This is a genomic window from Kocuria aegyptia (assembly GCF_039530085.1).
Lineage (GTDB): Bacteria > Actinomycetota > Actinomycetes > Actinomycetales > Micrococcaceae > Kocuria > Kocuria aegyptia.
This window is the reverse complement of sequence record NZ_BAAAOA010000046.1, coordinates 80,452-102,188: the sequence shown is the minus strand read 5'-3', so window position 1 is coordinate 102,188 and position 21,737 is coordinate 80,452. Positions and strand designations below refer to the sequence as shown.

Annotated in this window: 17 protein-coding genes; 4 read left to right on the top strand and 13 right to left on the bottom strand. The window is 72.6% G+C overall.

The features are described from left to right. Window positions 1-31: 31 nt before the first annotated feature. Both ABD220_RS14770 and ABD220_RS14765 read right to left on the bottom strand, forming a co-directional pair. Window positions 32-1,810: a multicopper oxidase family protein gene (locus ABD220_RS14770; RefSeq protein WP_344123808.1), complete on the bottom strand. Its 1,779-nt coding sequence runs from the start codon at window positions 1,808-1,810 to the stop codon at window positions 32-34. A gap of 107 nt (window positions 1,811-1,917) precedes the next feature. Beyond that, window positions 1,918-2,469 (bottom strand): hypothetical protein, encoded by a 552-nt coding sequence (locus ABD220_RS14765; RefSeq protein ID WP_344123806.1) that lies wholly within the window; start codon window positions 2,467-2,469, stop codon window positions 1,918-1,920. A 434-nt stretch (window positions 2,470-2,903) separates the two neighbouring features. Here ABD220_RS14765 and ABD220_RS14760 point away from each other — a divergent pair, with 434 nt between their 5' ends. The 3 genes from ABD220_RS14760 to ABD220_RS14750 all read left to right on the top strand — a co-directional run bounded on the left by ABD220_RS14760 (window position 2,904) and on the right by ABD220_RS14750 (window position 5,969). Continuing rightward, the gene (locus ABD220_RS14760) at window positions 2,904-3,758 is read left to right on the top strand and encodes an AfsR/SARP family transcriptional regulator (protein ID WP_344123804.1); all 855 of its coding nucleotides are present in this window, start codon (window positions 2,904-2,906) and stop codon (window positions 3,756-3,758) included. 160 nt (window positions 3,759-3,918) lie between these two features. Continuing rightward, window positions 3,919-4,584, top strand: coding sequence for a response regulator (locus tag ABD220_RS14755; protein ID WP_344123803.1), 666 nt, complete (start codon window positions 3,919-3,921; stop codon window positions 4,582-4,584). Beyond that, window positions 4,581-5,969, top strand: coding sequence for a sensor histidine kinase (locus tag ABD220_RS14750; protein WP_344123802.1), 1,389 nt, complete (start codon window positions 4,581-4,583; stop codon window positions 5,967-5,969). Before ABD220_RS14755 ends, ABD220_RS14750 begins: the two co-directional genes overlap by 4 nt. A gap of 43 nt (window positions 5,970-6,012) precedes the next feature. Here ABD220_RS14750 and ABD220_RS14745 read toward each other — a convergent pair whose 3' ends face one another. The 6 genes from ABD220_RS14745 to ABD220_RS14720 all read right to left on the bottom strand — a co-directional run bounded on the left by ABD220_RS14745 (window position 6,013) and on the right by ABD220_RS14720 (window position 14,595). Further along, window positions 6,013-7,065 carry an LLM class flavin-dependent oxidoreductase gene (locus tag ABD220_RS14745; protein ID WP_344123800.1) on the bottom strand — a complete coding sequence of 351 codons (1,053 nt, stop codon included), beginning with the start codon at window positions 7,063-7,065 and terminating at the stop codon, window positions 6,013-6,015. 94 nt (window positions 7,066-7,159) lie between these two features. Continuing rightward, on the bottom strand, window positions 7,160-7,852 hold the full coding sequence (locus tag ABD220_RS14740; RefSeq protein ID WP_344123799.1) for a hypothetical protein: 693 nt from the start codon (window positions 7,850-7,852) through the stop codon (window positions 7,160-7,162). Window positions 7,853-8,008: 156 nt separating this feature from the next. Further along, on the bottom strand, window positions 8,009-9,859 hold the full coding sequence (gene ggt, locus ABD220_RS14735; RefSeq protein WP_344123796.1) for a gamma-glutamyltransferase: 1,851 nt from the start codon (window positions 9,857-9,859) through the stop codon (window positions 8,009-8,011). Between the two features lie 45 nt (window positions 9,860-9,904). Continuing rightward, entirely contained in the window at window positions 9,905-13,435 is a 3,531-nt protein-coding gene (locus tag ABD220_RS14730) for a proline dehydrogenase family protein (RefSeq protein ID WP_344123795.1), read from the bottom strand. A 131-nt stretch (window positions 13,436-13,566) separates the two neighbouring features. Continuing rightward, on the bottom strand, window positions 13,567-14,040 hold the full coding sequence (locus tag ABD220_RS14725; protein ID WP_344123794.1) for a DUF2867 domain-containing protein: 474 nt from the start codon (window positions 14,038-14,040) through the stop codon (window positions 13,567-13,569). A 156-nt stretch (window positions 14,041-14,196) separates the two neighbouring features. Then, the gene (locus ABD220_RS14720; RefSeq protein ID WP_344123793.1) at window positions 14,197-14,595 is read right to left on the bottom strand and encodes an NUDIX hydrolase; all 399 of its coding nucleotides are present in this window, start codon (window positions 14,593-14,595) and stop codon (window positions 14,197-14,199) included. 101 nt (window positions 14,596-14,696) lie between these two features. Here ABD220_RS14720 and ABD220_RS14715 point away from each other — a divergent pair, with 101 nt between their 5' ends. Next, window positions 14,697-15,770: a threonine aldolase family protein gene (locus ABD220_RS14715; protein ID WP_344123791.1), complete on the top strand. Its 1,074-nt coding sequence runs from the start codon at window positions 14,697-14,699 to the stop codon at window positions 15,768-15,770. 30 nt (window positions 15,771-15,800) lie between these two features. Here the strand turns inward: ABD220_RS14715 and ABD220_RS14710 are convergent, their stop codons facing one another. From ABD220_RS14710 to eat, 5 genes are all read right to left on the bottom strand, one after another. Beyond that, the gene (locus tag ABD220_RS14710; RefSeq protein WP_344123789.1) at window positions 15,801-16,577 is read right to left on the bottom strand and encodes a 3-oxoacyl-ACP reductase; all 777 of its coding nucleotides are present in this window, start codon (window positions 16,575-16,577) and stop codon (window positions 15,801-15,803) included. Between the two features lie 72 nt (window positions 16,578-16,649). Next, window positions 16,650-18,008 (bottom strand): aldehyde dehydrogenase family protein, encoded by a 1,359-nt coding sequence (locus tag ABD220_RS14705; protein WP_344123788.1) that lies wholly within the window; start codon window positions 18,006-18,008, stop codon window positions 16,650-16,652. Next, complete coding sequence (locus tag ABD220_RS14700) at window positions 18,005-18,820, bottom strand: gamma-glutamyl-gamma-aminobutyrate hydrolase family protein (protein ID WP_344123786.1); 816 nt, start codon at window positions 18,818-18,820, stop codon at window positions 18,005-18,007. The genes ABD220_RS14705 and ABD220_RS14700 overlap by 4 nt, the downstream gene beginning before the upstream one ends. Next, window positions 18,801-20,183: a glutamine synthetase family protein gene (locus tag ABD220_RS14695; RefSeq protein ID WP_344123784.1), complete on the bottom strand. Its 1,383-nt coding sequence runs from the start codon at window positions 20,181-20,183 to the stop codon at window positions 18,801-18,803. Before ABD220_RS14695 ends, ABD220_RS14700 begins: the two co-directional genes overlap by 20 nt. A 56-nt stretch (window positions 20,184-20,239) precedes the next feature. Continuing rightward, the gene (gene eat, locus ABD220_RS14690) at window positions 20,240-21,670 is read right to left on the bottom strand and encodes an ethanolamine permease (protein WP_344123782.1); all 1,431 of its coding nucleotides are present in this window, start codon (window positions 21,668-21,670) and stop codon (window positions 20,240-20,242) included. Window positions 21,671-21,737 lie beyond the last annotated feature (67 nt).

The following is a 21,737-nucleotide window of genomic DNA, read 5'->3' as shown; positions in this document are numbered from 1 at the left end:
GCACCATGTCCTCTGCGGCTGCAGGAGCACGTCACCGTACGGGACGCTTGGTCTTGGCAGGTTGCGGAGTCTTGGTCTCCGTCCTGCTTCCCGAACCCTTGGTAGGTGACGGCGATGCCGTGGGCGCCGGCGCCGGTGCCGCAGTGGGCTCCGCCTCGGGGGCCGACGTGGGCTCAGCCGTGGGTGCCGACGTGGGTTCGGGCTCGGGCACGTTCGTCCCCGCCGGCACCGCCGGGGCGGCCTCCATCGGATCGTTGGGGTCCGGATCCTTGGCAGCGCCGACCCGGTACTGCACCATCATGTCGTGGTCCTCGTGGACGAGGTTGTGGCAGTGCACCATGTACTTGCCCTCATGGGGACCGAACTTCATGAGCAGGCGGACGGTCTCCCCCTCGCCCACGTAGACGGTGTCCTTGGGGCCCTTCTCGTAGGCGAACGGAGCCCTGCCGTTGCGGCTCAGGATCTTGAAGTCCACCAGGTGGATGTGCATGGGGTGGAACCACCCGCCCGAACTGTTCTCGAACTCCCAGATCTCCGTGGCGCCCAGAGGCACCTCCGCCGCGACCTTGCTGTAGTTGCTGGCGATCACCTGTTCCCATGTGACCCCGTCGATCGTCCACATCCCGTTGTCACGCTTCACCCGGAAGCGTCGTGTCTTGGACGACTTGCTCTCCTGCAGGTCCATCACCTCGCTGCTGGCGAGGGTGCTGGGAATCCGGTTCCAGGTGGGATCGGTGGTGTCCACGGGCTCGTCCACGACGTCGAAGGCCATGATCTTGTCGGTGAAGTCGTAGTCGACGTTGTTCTTGTTGGACAGGTTGCGCAGCTCGATCCGCTGTCCCGTCCTGTACTTGCTGAAGTCGATGAGGAACTCGTAGCGCTCGGCGCTGGCGTGCCGGTACTCACGCACCGGCTGGGCGCTCGGCATCAGCCCGCCGTCCGTGGCGACCATGATCAGCGGGTCCCCGGTGCTGAGCGTGGGCCGGAAGGACCGGGAGATGGCGCAGTTCAGGAAACGGAACCGGTAGACCCGCTTCTGCACCTTCATGACGGGCCAGGGCCTGCCGTTCACGAGGACGACGTCCCCCCACAGCCCCGACTGGCTGTTGTCGTCGTAGCCCAGGGACCCGTTGGCGGCGAACATCGCGTCGGAGACGGTGAGCGCGACGTCGTACTTCCCGCGCGGCAGGAGCCGCTCCGAATTGGCGTCGTGCATGTGGTATTGCCCCGCCAGTCCCGAGTAGGCGTTGAGCGCGGTGTGGTGGACACCGTGGTCGTGGTACCACAGGGTCCTGGCGCCCTGGAAGTTCGGGTACTTGTAGGTCTTCTGGAACCCTGGCCTCGTGATGTCGCTGGCGTACCCGTCGTACTGGGGCAGCGAGGCGGAGCCGTGCAGGTGCGTCGAGGTGTCCAGGCTGTGGCCGCCCAGGGCGTGCCTGAGCGGCAGGTTGTTCACCACGGTGAGCTCGACCTTCGTGCCCTGGTAGACGTCGATCGTGGGGCCGGGGAAGATGCCGTTGTAGCCGAGGATGGGCGTCAGGAGCCCCGCCTTCGGCAGGATCTGGGCCGAAGCCGCTTCTTCCGTGACCGTGTAGTGGAGCACCTTCTTCCCATCGGCCGGGTCGATCGACTCCGCATCCGCCTTGAGGACGGGTGGCTGGAAGAAGTCGGTCCTGAACGGCCTGGGCATCAGGGAGTCGGCGAGTGCGCTCGCCGACTTCGCGTTGACCGCCGACGTCGGCACACCCAGAGCCGCCCCCGCGACTCCCAGCCCGCCCAGCAGCAGGACGTTTCTTCTCGAGACAGCCATGACGATGTTCCCCCTTGGACCGGGACCGTTGCACTCTGCGCGGCCCCGTGTTCTTGATCAATGCGTGTGCTGGAACGGCCTGCCCCCGGCGGGGCCGCTCCGTGCGGTCAGCGTCTTCCACCACCGCTGTGGTGGTCGGACCCCATCGAGAGGCGGACGTCGTCGGCTCCCTCCAGGGTCAGTTCGAGGGCCTTGTCGGGCACCTCGAAGACCAGCTCCGCCTGCATCGTCTGTCCCTGTGCGAGCGAGGCCTCGGACGGGGACGACCAGACCACCGGCGAGCGGTTCTTCCCGAGCCGGTCCACCACGTAGTCGTCCGCGGTGAACTCGAGTCCCTCCGGGTCCATGGCGGTGAGCTCCAGCAGCACGACCACCTGATGGGCGCCGCTCGGGACGTCGCCGGCGAGCTCAGCGGGAACCTCTCGGTTCTCCAGGGCCACGAACTCCTTGTACGGCATGACGCCGTTGAGGCGTGCGAGTCCCCCCGGGACGGAGGCGGAGGCGCCGAGCATGGTGCTCGGCTCCTCCTCCGCGGAGACGGCACTGTGCCCCAGCACCAGGAGGACCGCCAGCAGGAACAGCGCCGGCAGGATCCAGCGGCGGCGTTTCCGCCGCGTCGGGTGCTCGGCGCTGATGGGGATCGCTTCCTGGATTGCCATGAGCACAACGTCGGCGCATCACCTTGAAGAAAAGTTGTCGTGACGCCTCGACCTGACGGAGGCCGGCGAGGTCGGCGGATACCTTCGCTCGTTCGTGACGATTGATGTTGCCAACCAGCTGGTGCACGCCCGAGGACCGAGCTCGCAAGTCGTCCGCGCGGCGGCGCTCCGCAGCGACTCCGGCCGGTGTTTCCGGGGTTGCTGTCCCCTGCGGGAGCGACATCGGGGTGCATCCCCCCAATATGGGGGGATGCACCCCCCCGTTCGGGGCTGATGGACGGCAACGAGCGCACCTCACACTGGAGTCCACTTCGGGGGGAGTTGACACCATGCATGTCTCAGTCATCGACGATCAGTCCACAGCCGGCACTCCGGCAGCACGCCTGTCGGCGCGCGTCATCGGTCCGCTGGTCGTCCGCCGAGGAAACCTGACCTTGACGTCCAAGGAACTGGGAGGGCCCCGGCAGCGGCGGATCCTCGAGATCCTTCTCCTGCAACTGGGAACGCCGGTGTCAAAACAGCGACTCGTCGATCTGCTCTGGGGAGCCGATGCGCCCGCGGCGGCGTCGGCGAATCTGGAGAGCTACGTCAGCGTTCTGCGACGACACCTCCAGCCCGGGGAGGGCAAGCACGGTCCGCTGAAGACCACGAACGGCGGTTATGTCATGGACGCCTCCATGGTGGACCTGGACCTGCCCCGTTTCGAGCGGCTGCTGGACGCCGCGAGGCGCTCCTCCGCGCGGGAGGCGGATCTCCTGCTGCGCCGCGCGCTGGACATTGCTTCGGGTTCCCTGCTGGAGAACGAACAGGGCTGCGAGTGGATCGAGTCCCAGCGCGCCGCCTTCGCGGCCCGCGTGACCGAGGTCCGCGTACTGATGGCCGAGGCAGGCCTCGAACTGGGCCGTTACGAGGAACCACTCCTCCAGGCCCGGAAGGTGCTCACGGCCGACCCGTTGAATGAACGCGCATGGACCGTGCTCGTCCTGGGCCTCGAAGGCGCCGGGCGTCCGGTCGAGGGCCTGCAGGCCTACGAGCAGTGCCGGCGGACCTTGGACCACGAGCTGGGATGCGCTCCGTCCGAGGTGCTGCAGTCGGCATACACGCGCATGCTGCGGGCCACCGCCGCGACCGGCGACGAGCTGGGGCAGGCCCTGACAGCATTGCTGGTGCTCCACGGTCAGCTCGGCGACACGGACTGGGGGCTCGGGACCCGCGCTCCACTCGCCCGCCAGGAGGCCGCGTCGGTGCTCCAGTCGTTCCTGGGCCGATCCCTGAGCACGGCTGCGTAGGGAAGGCGGAGACGTGAGAAGGTGCCACCGAGAGCGTTCCCGAACGGCATGCCTCCTTGTCAACCCCAAAAAAGGTGACACCCGTCTGTTTGGTCCCCACGATTTGCAATCGGCATACTACCGGTACGTAATACAGGGTGTGCCGGGAAGCAGGTCGGAGATGTCGGGTGGAGTGGACGGGCAGTGCGACACGCGCACCTCGATCCTGGTGGTCGACGACCACACCACCTTCGCGGAGCTGCTGACCGGGGCGCTGAGCCAGGAGCCGGACCTGCGCAGTGTCGGCGTGGCCGGTGACGTCGAGTCGAGCATCCGCCTGTGCGGGGCGCGGCGGCCCGACGTGGTGGTGATGGACTACCACCTCGCCGGCGGCAACGGCGTGACGGCCTCCGCCCGGATCCTGCGGGACCGGCCCGGGACACGGATCGTGATGCTGACCGGCGACCCCACGCAGCACGTGCTGGAGGCCGCCGCGACCACCGGGATCTGCGCGTTCCTGCCGAAGGACGGCTCGCTCGCGACCCTGCTCGAGACCATCCGCAGCGCCCGCTGCGGGACGATGGCCGTCCACCCGTCCCTGCTCACCGCGGCGGAGCCGGGCCGCCGGCCGGGCGCCGGGGTGCCCGCGCTCACCCAGCGCGAGCTGCAGGTCCTCCACCTCATGGCCGAGGGGCACAGCGTGGGCGCGAACGCACGACTGCTGAACATCACCCCGAACACGTGCCGCGGGTACGTGAAGACCATCCTCGTGAAGCTGGGAGCCCACTCCCAGCTGGAGGCGGTCGCCGTCGCCTCGAGACTCGGCCTGCTGACGGCCCGGTCATGAGACGGATCCTGGTCCGCTCGGACGGCGCCGCCCCCGAGACGGCGGCCCCGCTCGCCGACTGGCCGGTGGCCCCGCCGCCGGTCGCCGACCGGTCGGAGGTACGGGCCGCCGTGCAGCGGTTCCTCCTGACGGGGCTCGTGGTGCTGCTCATCGCCGCCGTGCCCGCGACGTGGTGGATCCGGGCCGTGGCCGAGGAGCACGCGGTGGAGCACGTCCTGCGGGTCACGCAGCGGCTGGCCAACTACGCCGTGGCGCCGCTGATCACCGACGACCTGCTGGTGGGTGACCCGGCGGCCACGGCCCAGCTGGACACCCGGCTGCGCCCCTGGCTCACCGACGGGACCATCCGCCGGATCAAGATCTGGGACGAGAGCGGGACGATCGTCTACTCCGACGAGCACGAGCTCATCGGGCAGAACTACGGTCCGCCCTCGTGGGACGAGGACCTCGTGGCCCAAGGCGACGGGGTCGCCGCCATCGAGCACCAGCAGGAGGCCGAGAACTCCCGCGAGTCCGGTGCCGGGCGGCTGGTCGAGGTCTATGTGGGGTTCGTGCCCGCCGGCGGCGAGCAGCTCGTCTTCGAGGCGTACTACGACGACTCGATCGTGCGGGACGAGCAGCACTCCGTGCTCATGGGCATGGCCCCGGCGTTCCTGCTGACCCTGGCGCTGTTCCAGCTGGCGCAGCTCGCCCCGGCGGTGGGCCTCGCCCGCCGGATCCAGGACCACCGGACAGCGCGCGCCCAGCTGCTCCAGCACGCCGTGGACGCCGCCGAGCTGGAGCGGGTCCGGGTCGCCCGGGACCTGCACGACGACGTGATCCAGGACCTGGCCGGCCTGTCCTACTCCCTGGAGGCCCAGGAGATGGTGGCGGACGTCCCGGAGCAGCGCAGCGCGCTGGGCCGGTCCCGGACGATCCTGCAGGGCAGCCTGCGCACCCTGCGCGGGATCACCACCGCCCTGTACTCCCCGGACCTGATGACCCTCGGGCTGCCCAAGGCCCTGTCCCGCCTCGCGGACCCGCTGGCCCAGCGGGGGATCGACACGTCCGTGCAGATCGGTCCAGCGGTGTTCCTCACGCCGGAGCAGGAGGGCATGTTCCTCAAGGTCGCGCGGGAGGCGTTCGCGAACATCTCGAAGCACGCCCACGCGTCCACGGTCAGCCTGCGGCTGGGCGTGGAGCACGGCGCCACGGTCCTGACGATCAGTGACGACGGCACCGGCTTCGACGACTCCCGGGGGTCACCGGAGGGCCACCTGGGGATGCGCATCATGCGGGACATCGCCGACGCGGCGGGGGCCGCGCTCGAGGTCCGGTCGCAACCGGGCGTGGGGACCACGGTGCTCGCCACCCTGCCCCACGACGCCGTCACGAGCCGGTTCTGAGCGGCCCGCACCGGCGCTGTCACCGGTGGCCGGGGGTCGGTGGCTACGCGGTGACGCCCTCCGGCAGATCGGCGGTCATGTCCTCGACGTAGCGGCGCACCTCGGTGCCGAACAGCTCGATGCTGCGGGTCATCCGGGCGTGGTCCAGGGTGCCCACCGCGTACTTGAGGTCGAAGCGGGAGGCGCCGAGCGCCGCCGAGGACCGGACGATCTTGCGCGCGACCGTCTCGGGCGAACCCACGAAGTAGGCGCCCTCCGGCCCGCACATCGCGTCGAACTCCGCGCGGGTCAGCGGGCCCCAGCCGCGCTCCTTCCCGATCCGGTCGTGCGTGTAGGCCTGGTGCGGGAAGAACTCCTCGCGCGCCTGCTCGTCGGTCTCGGCCACGTACCCCGGGGAGTGGAAGGCCACCGGCTGCGGCTGCTTGCCGAAGTGCTCGAGAGCCTGGCGGTAGTAGTCGGCGAAGGGTGCGAAGGCCGCCGGGCTGCCACCGATGATCGCGAAGATGACGGGCAACCCGTAGTGGGCGGCCCGGACCACCGAGTTGGGCGAGCCGCCCACGGCGACCCACGTGCGCAGCGCCCCGGCCTCGGTCTTGGGGTACACCTCCAGTCCCCGGATCGGGGCGCGCAGCCGGCCCTCCCAGTCGATCCGGCCCTCGGTGCGGAGCCGGTCGAACAGCTGCAGCTTCTCCTCGAACAGCGCCTCGTACTCGTCCAGCGGATAGCCGAACAGCGGGAAGGACTCGGTGAAGGAGCCACGGCCCAGGATGACGTCGGCGCGGCCGGAGGAGAGGGCGTCCACGGTGGCGAAGCGCTGGTAGACGCGCACCGGGTCGTCGGAGCTGAGCACCGTCACGGCGGAGCCCAGGCGGATCCGCTCCGTGACCGTGGCGATGCCGGCGAGCACCGTCTCGGGAGAGGAGACCGCGAAGTCCTCCCGGTGGTGCTCGCCGACGCCGAAGAAGTCCAGGCCCACCCGGTCGGCCAGCACGGCCTCGGCCACGATGTTGCGGATCACCTGCGCCCCGCTGAGCATCTGCCCGTCCGGCCCGGGATAGAGGTCGCCGAAAGTGTTGAGGCCGAGCTGGACGGTCATGCGGGGCTCCTCGTCGCGAGTTTTGTGGATATATCCATAAAAGCCGTCGGCGGGCATGCTTATTCCGGCGGCACCGCCGCGCTCGGGGCGCGGCTCAGCGGGTGAGCCACACCCAGGCGGTGTGCTTCTCGGGGCCGGGGACGCCGCTGACGATCCACGCGATGTCGTCGGTGGAGAGCGGGAACGGCGGCACCTCGTCCTGGTCGGCGGGCTCGAGCTCGTCCACGTGCTCGAGGCTCCACAGCTCGGCGAACACCTGGGTGGGACCGCGCCGGTCCACCAGCCGCTCGCGGATCTCCTCGGCGAGCTCGTCCAGGTGGTCCTGCAGGAAGCCGGCGAGTTCCGCCGCGAACTCCTCCGTCCCTTCCTGCCCCGGGTCGAGCTCCCACGTCCGCCGCACGACCGCCAGGACCTCGTCGTCGCCCAGGGGGGCGCCGTCCCGGCGCGGGTCGGGCGCCTCCGCCGGGGCCGGCTCGCCGGCGGCGACGGCCAGGAAGCGCTCCTGCAGGACGAACAGCGCCGCCACGGTCATGAGGTCGTCCACGCGCCCGCCGGCCCCGGGCCGTTCCGGGGCGGCGGCGTCCTCCGGGCCGCCCGGCAGGGCGACGACACCCTCCCAGCAGTGGCGCACCCAGGCCCAGACGCGCCCGGCGTCGGCGGAGCGGATCGAGGACGGGCGCCACCCGGCGGTCGCCGCGCGCCACCGCGCGTCCAGGGCCGGCTCGCCGGGCGCGGTCGCGGAGGGGCCGGTGGGTTCGTGGGGCTCGGGGGCGGGATGGCTGAACACGTGCTGCTCCTGGGTCGGGCGGGAGGGCGCGGCGGCCGCGCCCCCGGCCCAGCGTAGGCCGTGGGCAGGTACGGGAAGGACACGCCCGAGCCCTCGCAGGCGCCGGGCCCCGCCCGGCGTGCGGACGGGGCCCGGCGCCTGCCCGGTGGGCGGTGCTCACGGCTCGGGGTGCACCACCATGGCGGAGCCGCCGTAGCCGCGCTCGGTCTCGGCCGCCGCCTCGAAGCGGCCGTCGCCGAGGATCCGGATGGCGGAGGCGTTGCCGATCCACTGGCGCGGGGGCGGGACGAGCTCGTGGCCCAGTCCGCTCAGCTGCCGGCCGACCTCGGAGTCGGCCAGGCCGAGGTCGACCTCCGCCCGCCCGTTGCGGGAGCTCAGCCGGGGCGCCGCCACGGCGTCGACGAGGGCGCGGTCCCGGTCGACGTGCTCGGTGATGATCTGGGCCACGGTGGTGATGATGGTGGCGCCGCCGGGAGTGCCGACCGACATCCACGGCTCCCCGTCCCGCAGGATGATCGTCGGGCTCATCGACGAGCGGGGCCGCTTGCCCGCGCCCGGGAGGTTCGGGTCCGGGACGCCCTCGGTGACGGGCGCGAAGCTGAAGTCGGTCAGCTCGTTGTTGAGCAGGAACCCGTGCTCCGGGACCGTGATCCCGGAGCCGCCGGTCTGCTCGATGGTGAGGGTGTAGGAGACCACGTCGCCCCACCGGTCGGCCACGTTGAGGTGGGTGGTCGAGACGCCGCCGACGGGCTCGGGCTGACGGTCACCGGGCGTGCCGCAGGCGGTGTACTCCCCGTCGGGCTCGCCGAAGGGGATCGGCCGGTCCTGGGCCGCCGCGGGGTCGAAGAGGCAGGCGCGCTCGTCGGCGAACTCCTGGCTCGTGAGCTCCGCCACGGGCACGCCCTCGACGTCCCCGATCCACCGGTTGCGGTCGGCGAAGGCGGTGGCCGTGGCCTCCGCGAAACGGTGCAGGTACTGGGCCTCGGAGACCTCGGCGAGCCCGGTCCCGGTGCGCTCGTCGTAGGCCTCGAGCAGGTTCAGGGTCTCGGCCACCGTGATCCCGCCGGAGCTGGGCAGGCCCATGCCGTAGACGTCCAGGCCGCGGTACTCGGTGTGGGTGGGCTCCTTGAGCAGGGCCTCGTAGGATCCCAGGTCCTCCGGGGTCAGTTCACCGGGGAGCACCTCAACGCCCTCGGCGGTGGCCGGCTCCCGGCTCGCGTCGACGATCGCCGCCCCGATCGACCCGTCGTAGAAGACGCCGGTGCCCTCGTGCCGGATCGTGCGGTAGGTCCGGGCGAGGTCGGGGTTGCGGAACACGTCCCCGACCGCCGGCGCCTCGCCGTCGCGCAGGAAGAGCTCGGCCGTCTCGGGGAACATCCGGAAGCGCTCGGCGTTCTGGGCCGTCTGCTCGTGGAAGTTCTCGTCTACCGTGAAGCCGCGGGCGGCGATCCGCTCCGCGGGCCGCAGCAATCGGTGCAGGTCCATCGTGCCGAACTCCTCGGCGGCCGTCTCCCAGGTGGCCAGCGTCCCCGGCACCCCCACGGACGCCCCTGAGCTGACCACGGTGGCGAAGTCGAGGGGCTCGCCGTCCTCGCCCAGGAACTCGTCCTCGGTGTAGGTCGCCGGGGCGGTCTCGCGTCCGTCGATCGTGCGGACCTGACCGGTCTGCGCGCTGTAGTGGACGAAGAACCCGCCGCCGCCGATGCCCGCGGAGTACGGCTCGGTGACGCCCAGGGCGGCGGCCACGGCCACGGCGGCGTCCGCGGCGTTGCCGCCCCGCTCGAGCACGTCGATGCCGACCTGGCTCGCGAGGGGGTCCACGGAGGAGACCGCGCCGCCGCCACCGGTCATGGTGGGAACCTTGGGCAGCTCGGCGGTGACGGGCGAACCCCGGCCCCCGTGCTGCCGATCGTCGTGCGCGACGGCCGCGGAGCCGCCGAGCACGGTGCCGGAGACGCCGAGCGCTCCGGCCAGACCCAGTGCGAGGTACCTCAGGGATGCGCGCATGGGCTCAGCCTGGCACCGGGGGTCCGTCCCCACCAGGGGCGGGCCCTACATTTCGGCCGGTGGCGCCGGCGTGCCCAGGCCGGGCGAGGACGCGACGAGCCGGTGCACCACCGTCTCGGCGTCCGTCGAACGGTTGCCGAAACGGTGCATCGTGACGGACACGGCCTGCTCGGCGAGGAACGGCAGCATCTCCACGCGCGAGGCGCCGACCACCGGGCCGGAGAGCACCGCGACCTCGGGCCGCCCCGCGAGCGCCTCGGCGAGGCCGGCCGCGGTGCCCACCACCCGGATCCGCCCGGCCCCGCTCGGGTCGGACCAGTCCGCGGCGACCCGGGCGAACGCCTCGTCCCCGCATGGGTCCAGCACGGAGCGGAACAGCCCCCGCACCTCGGCGGGGACCTCCGCCGCGGGGGCGAGGACAGCGCGCGCCCCGGAGCGCACCGCGGCGAGGCCCGCCCGGGCCACGTCCGTGAGCGGGGCGTCCTGGGCCGCGCGCACGACGACGTCGCGCGGGCGGTAGCGGAACAGGTTGGCCTCGGACTGCAGACCGGTGGGGTCGTGGGCCCGGCCGAACTCCCGGTCCCACCACGCCTGGTCCTGCTCGGCGCAGGCCGTCAGCCAGGCGGCGTCCGCCTCGGGCACGAGGGGACGGAGTTCGGCGAGGTGGTGGGCGACGGAATCGGAGAGCTCGGTGCCGGCCTCCGCGGGCGGGGTCCGCTCGAACGGCGCCTTCTGCCACGAGCCGAGCTGGACCAGGTAGTTCGGCCCGCCGGCCTTGGCGCCCAGGCCCACCGAGGACTTCTTCCAGCCGCCGAAGGGCTGGCGCTGGACGATGGCCCCGGTGATGCCGCGGTTGACGTAGAGGTTGCCCGCCGCGACGAGCTCCAGCCAGGTGCTCACCTCGTCGGGGTCCAGGGCGTGCAGCCCGGCGGTCAGCCCGTACTCGACCGCGTTCTGCAGCTCGATCGCCTCCCGCAGGTCCGCGGCCTCCATCAGCCCCAGGACGGGGCCGAAGCACTCGGTGCGGTGGAAGAAGGAGCCCGGAGCCACCCCCGTCCTGATCCCGGGCCGCCACAGCCGCCCGGTGTCGTCGAGCTGCCGCGGCTCGAGCAGCCACTGCTCCCCCGGGTCGAGGCGGGTCAGGGCGCGGTGCAGCTTCTCGCCGGGCTCGGCGATCACCGGGCCCACCGAGGCCTGCAGGTTCTGCGGCCAGTCCACGACCATGGAGGACGCGGCGTCGAGCAGCTGCCGGCGGAACCGCGCGGACTCCGCCACGCTTCCCACGAGGATGCCCAGGGAGGCGGCCGAGCACTTCTGCCCGGCGTGGCCGAACGCACTGGTCACCAGGTCCCACACCGCCCGGTCCCGGTCCGCGCTGGGCGTGACGACCAGGGCGTTCTTGCCCGAGGTCTCCGCGGTCATCGGCCGGCCCGCCCGCCAGGACTGGAAGAGCCGGGCCGTCTCGTAGGCGCCGGTGAGGACGATGCGGTCCACCCCGGGGTGGGAGACGAGGGCCTGCCCCACCTCCCCCTCGACGGAGTCGACGAGCTGCAGCACGTCCCGCGGCACGCCGGCCTCCCACAGCGCCTCGACCACAGCAGTCGAGCAGCGCCGGACCTCCGGGGCTGGCTTGTGCAGCACTGCGGCGCCGGCGGCCAGGGCCGCGACCGTGGACCCGGTGGGGATCGCCAGCGGGAAGTTCCACGGCGGGGTGACCAGCACGAGCCGGTCCGGGACGAACCGGGCCCCGTCCACGGTCTCGAGCTCGAGGGCGCGGCGGGCGTACCAGCGGCAGAAGTCGATCGCCTCCGAGACCTCGGGGTCCGTCTGCCCCAGGGTCTTGCCGGCCTCCGCACCGGCCACGGCGAGCAGGTGCCCGCGGCGGGCGGCCAGGACGTCGGCCGCCCGGTTCAGGATCTCCGCGCGCTCGCGGGCGCCGCGGGCGTGCCACCCCTCGGCGGCGTCCCGGCCGGTGCGCACGAGCCGCTCGACGTCCTCCGCGCCGACCGGGCCGGGCACGGGCAGGGCCTCGTACCACTGCCGGTCCGTGATCCGGGCGGCGATCTCGTCCGCCCACGTCTGGTTCGCGGGCACGGACACGTCCGTGTCCGGCTCGTTGCGGAAGGGCTCCTCCAGCGGCAGGTGCGCGGACCCGGCGCCGGGAGCGGTGCGGTCCTGGGCGCGGGCGGGGGCCGGGGCGGCGTCCTGCCGCGGGTCCAGCGCCTCGAGGGCGGCGCGGAAGCGCTGCTCCTCCCGCGCGAAGACCTCGTTGTCCGGGGCCAGCTCGAAGATCCCCGACATGAAGTTCTCGTGCGAGGCGTTCTCCTCGAGCCGTCGCACGAGGTAGGACACGGCCACGTCGAACTCGGCCGGGCGCACGGCGGGCACGTAGAGCAGCAGCTGCCCGACGTCGGCGCTCACGGCCCGGGCCTGCTCGACCGCCATGCCCTGGAGCATCTCGAACTCGATCCGGTCCGTCACTGCGCGGCGCTCCGCGAGCAGGCGGGCGAAAGCGATGTCGAAGAGGTTGTGCCCGGCCACCCCCAGCCGCAGCCCCGTCATCCGCCCGGGCACCAGCAGCCAGTCGAGGACCCGCTTGTAGTTGGTGTCGGTCTCCTGCTTGCTGCTCCACGTGGCCAGGGGCCAGCCGTGCAGCTCGGCGTCCACGCGCTCCATGGGGAGGTTCGCGCCCTTCACGAGCCGCACCTTGATCCCCGCGCCCCCGGCCTCGACCCGCGCGGCGGACCACACCGAGAGCCGCCGGACCACCGAGAGCGCGTCCGGCAGGTAGGCCTGGACCACGATCCCCGCCTCGAGGCCCCGCAGCTCCGGGTGCCCCAGGAGGCGGGTGAACACCTCGGTGGTCAGGTGCAGGTCGGAGTAGACCTCCATGTCGAGATTGATGAACTTGCTCCCGGCCGGGGCCTGGGCGGCGGCGCGGTAGACGGGCAGCAGCCGTTCGACGACCTTCGCCACGGTCCCCTCGAAGCCCCAGTGGGACAGCTGCGGGACCACGGAGGAGACCTTGACGGACACGTAGTCGACGTCGTCCCGGTCCAGCAGCGCGGCGGCGTCGGCCAGGTGCTTGTCCGCCTCCTCCTCGCCGAGGACCTCCTCGCCCAGCAGGTTGATGTTGAGCCGGTGGCCCTGAGCCGTCAGCCGCTTCACGGCCCGCCCGAACGGCTTGGGGCGCGCGTCGACGATCATGTGGCCCACGAGCTGGCGGAGCCTGGTCCGGGCGGCGGGGACGACCACCCGGGGTGCCGAGGCCGAGAGGGCGGCCCCGAGCCGGATCTGGGCACGGTCCGCCGCGGGCATGGTGCGGGGCACGATCTCGGCGAGCGCGTGCAGGGCCTGCGCGGCGGCCCGCACGTCCTCGGTGCGCACCACCCGGTCCACGAAGCCGACGGTGAACTCGAGCCCGTGGGGGTCCTGGAGGACGGTGGCGAGCCGGTCGGCGGCGCCGTCGCGGTGCCGCCGGCCCTCGGCGGCGCGCGTGAGCCACTCGCGGACCAGGGCGACGGCCTCGTCGGCCAGGGCACGGGAGTCGGGGACGGACGGGGCGTCGGCGGTCATGGCGGCACACTCCTGGAGGCTCCACCCGGCAGCGGTGCCGAGGCACTCCCCCGGCCACCGGCCGCGTCCACCGGGCGTCAGGCTGGCCGGTGAGTCCACGCTACGGCCGGAGCGGCCGCGGCGGAAGAGCCCTATCCGCCCGCCTGCCGCAGGATGTCCGTGGCGAGCCGGCCCAGGACCGCCCGGTGCGGGGCGAGCATGGCGTACCAGTAGGCGCGGCCGGTCGCGCCCGCCGGGCGGAAGACCGTTGTCTGGCGGTAGACGAGCGCGCCGTCCGGCCCCGGTTCCAGGCAGATGTCCAGCCAGGCGTCCCCCGGCATCCGCACGACGGACCGCAGCCGGAGCCGCCTCGGCGGCTCGAGGGCCTCGACCGTCCACCAGTCCAGGCGCTCCCCGGCCGCGAGCCGGTCCGGGTCCTCGCGGTGGCGCAGCCTCCCGGGCGGCAGGCCCAGACGGTTGGCCGTGGCGCGAGCGGCCCAGACGCGGTCGGTGCTGTACCAGCCGCGCTCGCCGCCGATGCCCTCGACGACCGCCCACACCGCGTCCCGGTCCGCCGTGGTCGTGCGCTCCACGGTGTCGACGTAGAAACCCCGCGTCCGTGCCATGCCCCTATCCAAGCACGGGCTCCGGGCCCGGGCGAGGGGCCGGGCTGCAGGGCCGGGCTGCAGGGACGCCGGCGATCGTACGCGGCCAGGGCACGGCCGGGCAGAGCGCGGCCGGCCGCGGCGCACGGCGGTCCGGCCCGGACGGGGCCGCTCTGCTCAGGCCGGGTGGACCCCGAAGCGTGCGAGGTGCTCCAGCAGGCCGTCGGTGGTCTCGAGCCCCGGCAGCTCCTCCGGGGCGGCCCAGCGCACGGCGTCGGCGTCGTCACCGGGACGGAGCATCCCGCCCAGGAACGTCGCCGCGACGTCGTGCACCTCGTACACGAGGCCCGGACCGCCGGGCACGTACACCACGCCCAGCTCGCGCTCCGCGCGCACCCGGGCGCCGGTCTCCTCGAAGGCCTCCCGGACGGCGGCCTCGGCCACGGTCTCACCGGGCTCCACCCGGCCGCCGGGCACGCTCCAGCGCCCGCGCTGGGGTTCGGTGCCCCGGCGGATCAGCAGCAGCCGGCCGTCCGCGTCGACGACCACCGCCGCGGCGGCCCGGACGATGCGCATGCCCCGACCCTATCCGGGGTCCGGCCCCGGCGGTCCCGGCGGGGCGCGAGTAGAGTGCGAGTGCCGCCGTGCACACCGCCGACCCACCGGAAGGGCCACCCGTGACCGACTCCGTCCTCTCCCGTCTGCACGACCCCGCCCGGAAGGGCTTCGCCAGCGACAACCACGCGGGCGTCCACCCCGAGGTGCTCCAGGCCCTCGCCACCGCCAACGGCGGCCACGTGGGCGCCTACGGCGCGGATCCCTACACCGAGGCGCTGCAGGACGTGGTCCGCCGGCACTTCGGGGAGCAGGCGGAGTGCCATCCCCTGTTCAACGGCACCGGCGCCAACGTCGTGGCGCTCGCGGCGATGACCGACCGCTGGGACGCCGCGATCTGCACGGCCACCGCCCACGCGCACGTGGACGAGTGCGGGGCCCCCGAGAAGGTCGCGGGCGTGAAGATGCTGGCCGTGCCCACTCCGGACGGGAAGCTGACCCCGGAGCTGATCGATCGGGAGGCGCATGGCTTCGGCTTCGAGCACCACGCCCAGCCGCGGGTCGTCACCGTCACCCAGTCCACCGAGCTCGGCACCGTGTACACGCCCGAGGAGCTGCGCGCGGTCTGCGAGCACGCGCACGGCCTGGGCCTGACGGTCCACCTGGACGGCGCCCGGCTGGCCAACGCGGCCGCGGCCCTGGACGTCCCGCTGCGGGCCCTGACCACCGACGCGGGCGTGGACGTGGTCTCGTGGGGCGGGACCAAGAACGGGCTGATGGGCGCGGAGGCCGTCGTGGTGCTCACCCCGGACGCGGTGCGCCAGCCCCGGTTCGTGCGCAAGCTCTCGACCCAGCTGGCCTCGAAGATGCGCTTCGTGTCCGCGCAGCTGCTCGCCCTGCACACGGGGGACCTGTGGCTCGAGGCGGCCCGCCGGGCCAACGCGATGGCCCGGCGCCTGGCGGCCGGGATCGCGGAGGTCCCCGGCGCCCGGGTCACGCAGACCCCCGAGGCCAACGCGGTCTTCGCGGTGCTCCCGGCCGGGACCACCGCCCGGCTGCAGGAGCGCTGGCCGTTCTACGTGTGGGACCCGGCGGTCGGCGAGGTCCGCCTGATGTGCTCTTGGGACACCACCGAGGAGGACGTGGACGGGTTCGTGGCCGCGCTGCGGGAGGACATGGTCGCCGCCGCCCACTGAGCCCGGCGGGCCCGACGGGCCGTGGTGGGGTCACACCGGGGTGACGTAGGCCCCGGAGATCCCCCCGTCCACCAGGAACGTGGCGGCGTTGACGAACGAGGCGTCGTCGCTGGCCAGGAACGCGACCGCCGCGGCGATCTCCTCGGGCTCCGCGAACCGCCCGGCCGGCACGTGCACGAGCCGGCGCTGGGCCTGCTCCGGGTCCGCGGCGAACAGCTCCTGCAGCAGCGGTGTGTTGACCGGGCCGGGGCACAGCGCGTTGACCCGGATCCCCTCCCGGGCGAACTGCACGCCCAGCTCCCGGCTCATCGACAGCACGCCGCCCTTGGACGCGCTGTAGGAGATCTGGGAGGTCGCGGCGCCCATGACGGCCACGAAGGAGGCGGTGTTGACGATCGAGCCCTTCCCCTGCTCCCGCATGTACGGGATGGCGTGCTTGCAGCAGTGGAAGACGCTGGTGAGGTTGACCTCCTGCACCCGCCGCCACGCGTCGAGGCCGGTGTCCAGGATCGAGCCGTCGTCCGTCGGGTTGATCCCGGCGTTGTTGAAGGCGATGTCCACGGACCCGTAGGCCTCGTGGGTCGCCGCGTAGAGCGCGATCACGTCCGCTTCGTCCGCCACGTCGGTGCGCACGAACAGCCCTCCGACCTCCTCGGCGGCGGCCTTCCCCGCCGCGGGGTTCAGGTCGGCGACGACGACGTGCGCGCCCTCGGCGGCGAGGCGTCGCGCCGCGGCGAGACCGATGCCGCTGGCCCCTCCCGTGATGACGGCGCTGCGGCCGGCCAGGCGGCGGGCGTTGACCTCCATGGGTTCTCCTTCGGTGGTGGGCGGGTCCCCGGGGACGGGATGAGAGGGGTGCTGGGGCGCCGGCCGGCGGTGTCAGCCGGTGGCGAGGAACACGTTCTTGGTCTCGGTGAACGCCTGCGGGGCGTCGGGGCCGAGCTCCCGGCCGAAGCCGGACTGCTTGAAACCGCCGAACGGCGTCCAGTAGCGCACCGAGGCGTGCGAGTTGACGGAGAGGTTCCCGGCGTCGACGGCGCGGGACACCCGCAGCGCGCGTCCGACGTCGCGGGTCCAGATGGAGCCGGACAGCCCGTACTCGGTGTCGTTGGCGATCCGGACGGCGTCCGCCTCGTCCTCGAAGGGCACCACGGCGAGCACGGGGCCGAAGATCTCCTCCCGGAACACCCGGGAGTCCGGGGACGGGGTGAGCACGGTCGGCGGGAACCACCAGCCGGGGCCGTCGGGGGCGGTGCCGCGGAAGGCGACCGGGGCGTCGTCGTCGAGGAACGAGGCCACGGAGTCCCGGTGCGCGGCGGAGACGAGCGGTCCCATCTGCGTGTCCTCGCGCCACGGGTCCCCGCAGGCGAAGTCCCGCACGGCGGGCTCCAGCAGCTCCAGGAACGTCTCCAGCACGGAGCGCTGGACGAGCACCCGGGAGCGGGCGCAGCAGTCCTGGCCCGCGTTGTCGAGGGCGCCGGCGGGGGCGGACGCTGCGGCCCGCTCCAGGTCCGCGTCGGCGAACACGATGTTGGAGTTCTTCCCGCCCAGCTCCAAGGTCAGCCGCTTCACCTGGTCGGCGCACCCGGCCATGATCCGCCGGCCCACCTCGGTGGAGCCGGTGAACACGACCTTCCGGACATCCGGGTGGGTCACGAAGCGCTCCCCCACCACCGAGCCCTTGCCCGGCAGCACGGTGAGCACGCCCTCGGGCAGCCCCGCCTCCAGCGCCAGCTCCCCGAGCCGGATCGCGGTCAGGGGGGTGAGCTCGGCCGGTTTGAGCACCACCGTGTTCCCGGCGGCGAGCGCCGGGGCGAAGCCCCACGCGGCGATCGGCATCGGGAAGTTCCAGGGCACGATCACGCCCACCACGCCCAGCGGTTCGTGGAAGGTGAGATTGACCCCGCCCGGGGCGGGGATCTGCTGTCCCGAGAGCCGTTCGGGCGCCCCGGAGTAGTAGCTCAGCACGTCCCGGACGTTGCCCGCCTCCCAGCGGGCGTTGCCGATGGTGTGCCCCGCGTTGCGGACCTCCAGGCGGGCGAGGTGCTCGAGGTCGGCGTCCACGGCGTCGGCGAAGCGGCGCAGCAGCCGGGCCCGGTCCGCGGGCGCGACGGCGCGCCAGGTCCCGAACGCCTGCCGGGCCCGTTCGACGGCCGCGTCCGTCTGCTCGAGGGAGGCCAGCTCGACGGTGCCGACGAACTCCTCCGTGGCGGGGTCGATGATCCGGGTGGTGGTCATGGGATGCGGGTGTCCTCTCGCTGTGGAGCGTGCTCGGCCCGTCCGGTCCCCCCGGGGCGGTCCTGCCGGGCGCGGTGCTGCGCCCAGCCGTGCGCCACGCGGACGAAGCCCTCGAAGAGGCGGGGGTCCTTGCGGTTCTCCTCGGGGTGGAACTGCACGCCGAGCGTCCAGCCGCCCTCGGTGGTCTCGACGGCCTCGACCGTCCCGTCCGCGGCGCGGGCGGTCACCACGAGTCCCTCGGCCACCGTCTCCAGGGCCTGGTGGTGGTAGCAGGGGGACTCCGCGGTCTCGCCGAGCAGCTCGCGGCAGCGGCTGCCCGGCTCGGTGGTGAACTCGACCCGCCCGTACCGGCCGGGCCCGGGCTGGTACCGGGCGGCGTTCTCGTTGACGTCGGGCAGGTGCTGGATCAGCGTGCCGCCGAGCGCCACGTTGAGGATCTGGGCGCCGCGGCAGATCGCGAACAGCGGCAGCCCGCGCTCGAGCGCCGCCCGGGTCAGGGCGAGGTCGTGCTCGTCGCGCGAGGGCTGGGACGAGGTCAGCTCGTGCCGCTCGGCGCCGTAGAACCGCGGGTCCACGTCCACTCCGCCGATGACGACCAGCCCGTCCACCAGTTCCAGCACGCTGGGATCGGCGCCCACCGGGGGCAGCAGCAGGGGCGTGCCCCCGGCCGCGGCGACCGCCTCCACGTACGCGCCGGGGACGATCGCCGCCACGGAGCTCCAGACCCCCCAGGAGCCCTCCTGGTAGTAGGTCGTCAGGGCGATCCGCGGCCGGTACCCGGTGCCGCCCGGCTCAGAGGCGCTCGAAGCCACGGCGCAGCTCCCAGTCGGTGACGGCGGCCTGGAAGGCCGCCAGCTCCACGTCGGCGTAGTGCACGTAGTGCTCGACGACGTCCTCCCCGAACAGCTCCCGGGCCGGCTCCGAGCCGGCCAGCAGGTCCCGGGCCTCGCGCATCGTCGAGGGCACCACGGGGGCGTCGGACTCGTAGGCGTTGCCCTCGGTCATCGGCTCGAGCTCGAGCTCCTGCTCGATGCCGTGCAGCCCGGAGGCCAGCATCGCGGCCAGCGCCAGGTACGGGTTCACGTCGCCGCCGGGGAGCCGGTTCTCCATCCGTGCGCTCGCGCCGCTGCCCACGAGGCGCACGGCGCAGGACCGGTTGTCCACGCCCCAGGCCACCGACGTGGGGGCGAAGCTGCCCTCGACGAAGCGTTTGTACGAGTTGATGGTGGGGGCGTAGAACAGCGTGAACTCGCGCATGGTGCGCAGCACCCCGGCGATGAAGTGGTCGTAGGTGCGGGACCGGGCGTCCCGCTCGCGGTCCCAGAAGACCGGTTCGCCGTCCGGTCCGCGCAGGGACATGTGGATGTGGCAGGAGCTGCCCTCGCGCTCGTTGGGCTTGGCCATGAAAGTGATGGACTTCCCCTGCTGGTGGGCGATCTGCTTCGAGGCCAGCTTGTAGACCACGTGGTTGTCCGCGGTGACCATGCCCTCGTCGTAGCGGAACGCGATCTCGTGCTGGCCGAGGTTGCACTCGCCCTTCGCGGACTCCACGGTCAGCCCGGCCGCGTACATGGCGTTGCGGATCTCCCGCAGCAGCGGCTCGACCCGCTGGGAGCCCAGCACGGAGTAGTCCACGTTGTACTGGTTGGCCGGGACCAGGTTGCGGTAGCCGGCGTCCCAGGCGTCCTCGTAGCTGGTGTTGTAGACGCAGAACTCCAGCTCGGTGCCGGTGACCATGGTGAAGCCCATGTCCCGGGCGCGGTCGAGCTGGCGGCGCAGCATGGACCGCGGCGACATGGGGATGGGCTGCCCGCCGTGGCCGGTGAGGTCGCACTGGATCAGGACCTGGCCGGGGTTGTGCGGCATCAGCCGGATCGTGTCCAGGTCCATGGCGAACTCCATGTCCCCGTAGCCCGAGGACCAGCTGCTGATCGAGTAGCCGCCCACGGTGTTCATCTCCGTGTCCACGGCCAGCAGGTAGTTGCAGCCCTCGGCGCCCTCGTCGAGCACCGAGTCCAGGAAGAACTGCGCGTGGTTGAGCTTGCCCTGCAGCCGGCCCTGCATGTCGGTGAAGGCCAGGACCACGGTGTCCACGAGCCCGTCGGCGACGTGCTGCCGCAGCTGCTCGACGGTGAGCATCCGGTTGTTCCGCGGGTGCTGGGGCGTCTCGGTCATGGGTCCGGTCCTTCGTCGCTGGGATCGCTGAGGTCGCTGGGGTGGGAGGCGGGGAGTCAGTGCAGGTCCGCCTCGGCGGAGCGGATCTGCGCGAACTCCTCCTCGGGGGCGTGCCCCACGAGGCGGTGGCGGCTGTAGAACCAGTAGTACGCGAGGAAGACGACGAACACGAGAGCGGTGATGGACGCGGCGAGCACGTCGACCAGGAACGTCGCGACCACGGCCACGAGCGCGAGCACCAGGGCGATGCCGGTGGTGACCACGCCGCCCGGGGTGCGGTAGCCGCGCGGGAGGTCCGGCTCGCGCAGCCGGAGCACGATGTGGGAGAGGTTCAGCAGCACGTAGGAGACGGTGGCGCCGAAGACGGCGATGTTGATGAGCAGTCCGCCGTCGCCGGTCGCGGCCGCGAGCACGAAGCCGACGGTGCCCGGCACGATGAGCGCCACCCACGGGGTCTTGCGCCGGCCGGTCAGCGAGAGGAAGCGGGGCAGGTACCCGGCCCGGGAGAGGGCGAACAGCTGACGGGAGTACGCGAACATGATGGAGAAGAAGCTCGCCACCAGCCCGGCCAGGCCCGCGTAGTTCACGACGGCCGCCATGACGCTGTCCGCCCCGGCGACCGTGCGGATGGCCTCCGGCAGCGGATTGTCCGAGGTGCTCATCGCCTCCGACCCGGCCGCCCCGGGCACCAGGACCAGCATGAGCGCGCCGGAGACCAGCAGGAAGCCCATGGCCACGATGATCCCGCGCGGCATGTCCCGGCGGGGGTCGGCCGTCTCCTCGGCGGCCAGCGGCACGCCCTCGATCGCCAGGAAGAACCAGATGCCGTAGACCAGGGCCGCCATCGCCCCGGCGTAGCCCATGGGCAGGAACGCGCTCGCCCCCACGGCGTCGTTCGGGACGATGTCGAAGAGGTTCGCGGTGTCGAAGTGCGGCACGAGCGCGACGACGGTCACTCCCAGCGCGAGGATTGCGACCACGGTGATCCCGAACATCAGCTTGAGCGCCTCGCCCACCCCGTACATGTGGATGCCCATGAACACCAGGTAGGTCACGAGGTACACGGGCCAGGAGTTGGTGATCCCGAACAGGCCCAGCGCCTCGATGTAGCCGCCGATGAACGTGGCGATCGCCGCCGGGGCCACGGCGTACTCGATGAGCACGGCCATCCCGGTGGCGAAGCCGCCGAGCGGGCCCAGGGCGCGGCGGGCGAACCCGTAGCCGGCCCCGGCCGTGGGCAGCGTGGAGGAGAGCTCGGCGAGGCCGAAGACCATGCAGGTGTACATCAGGCCCATCAGCACGAAGGCGATGAGCAGCCCGCCCCACCCGCCCTCGGAGAGCCCGATGTTCCAGCCGGAGAAGTCCCCGGAGATGACGTAGGCGATGCCCAGGCCGGCGAGCAGGACCCAGCCTGCGGCCCCGGACCGGAGCTGGCGGTGCTGGAAGTACTCGTCGGTGCGGGCGGGCTGTACTGGGGATTCGGGCATGGGACGATCCCTCCGGGATTCCACAAAGGTCTGAAAACAGACGTTTGGCGCGAGTGGTCACAGTCTG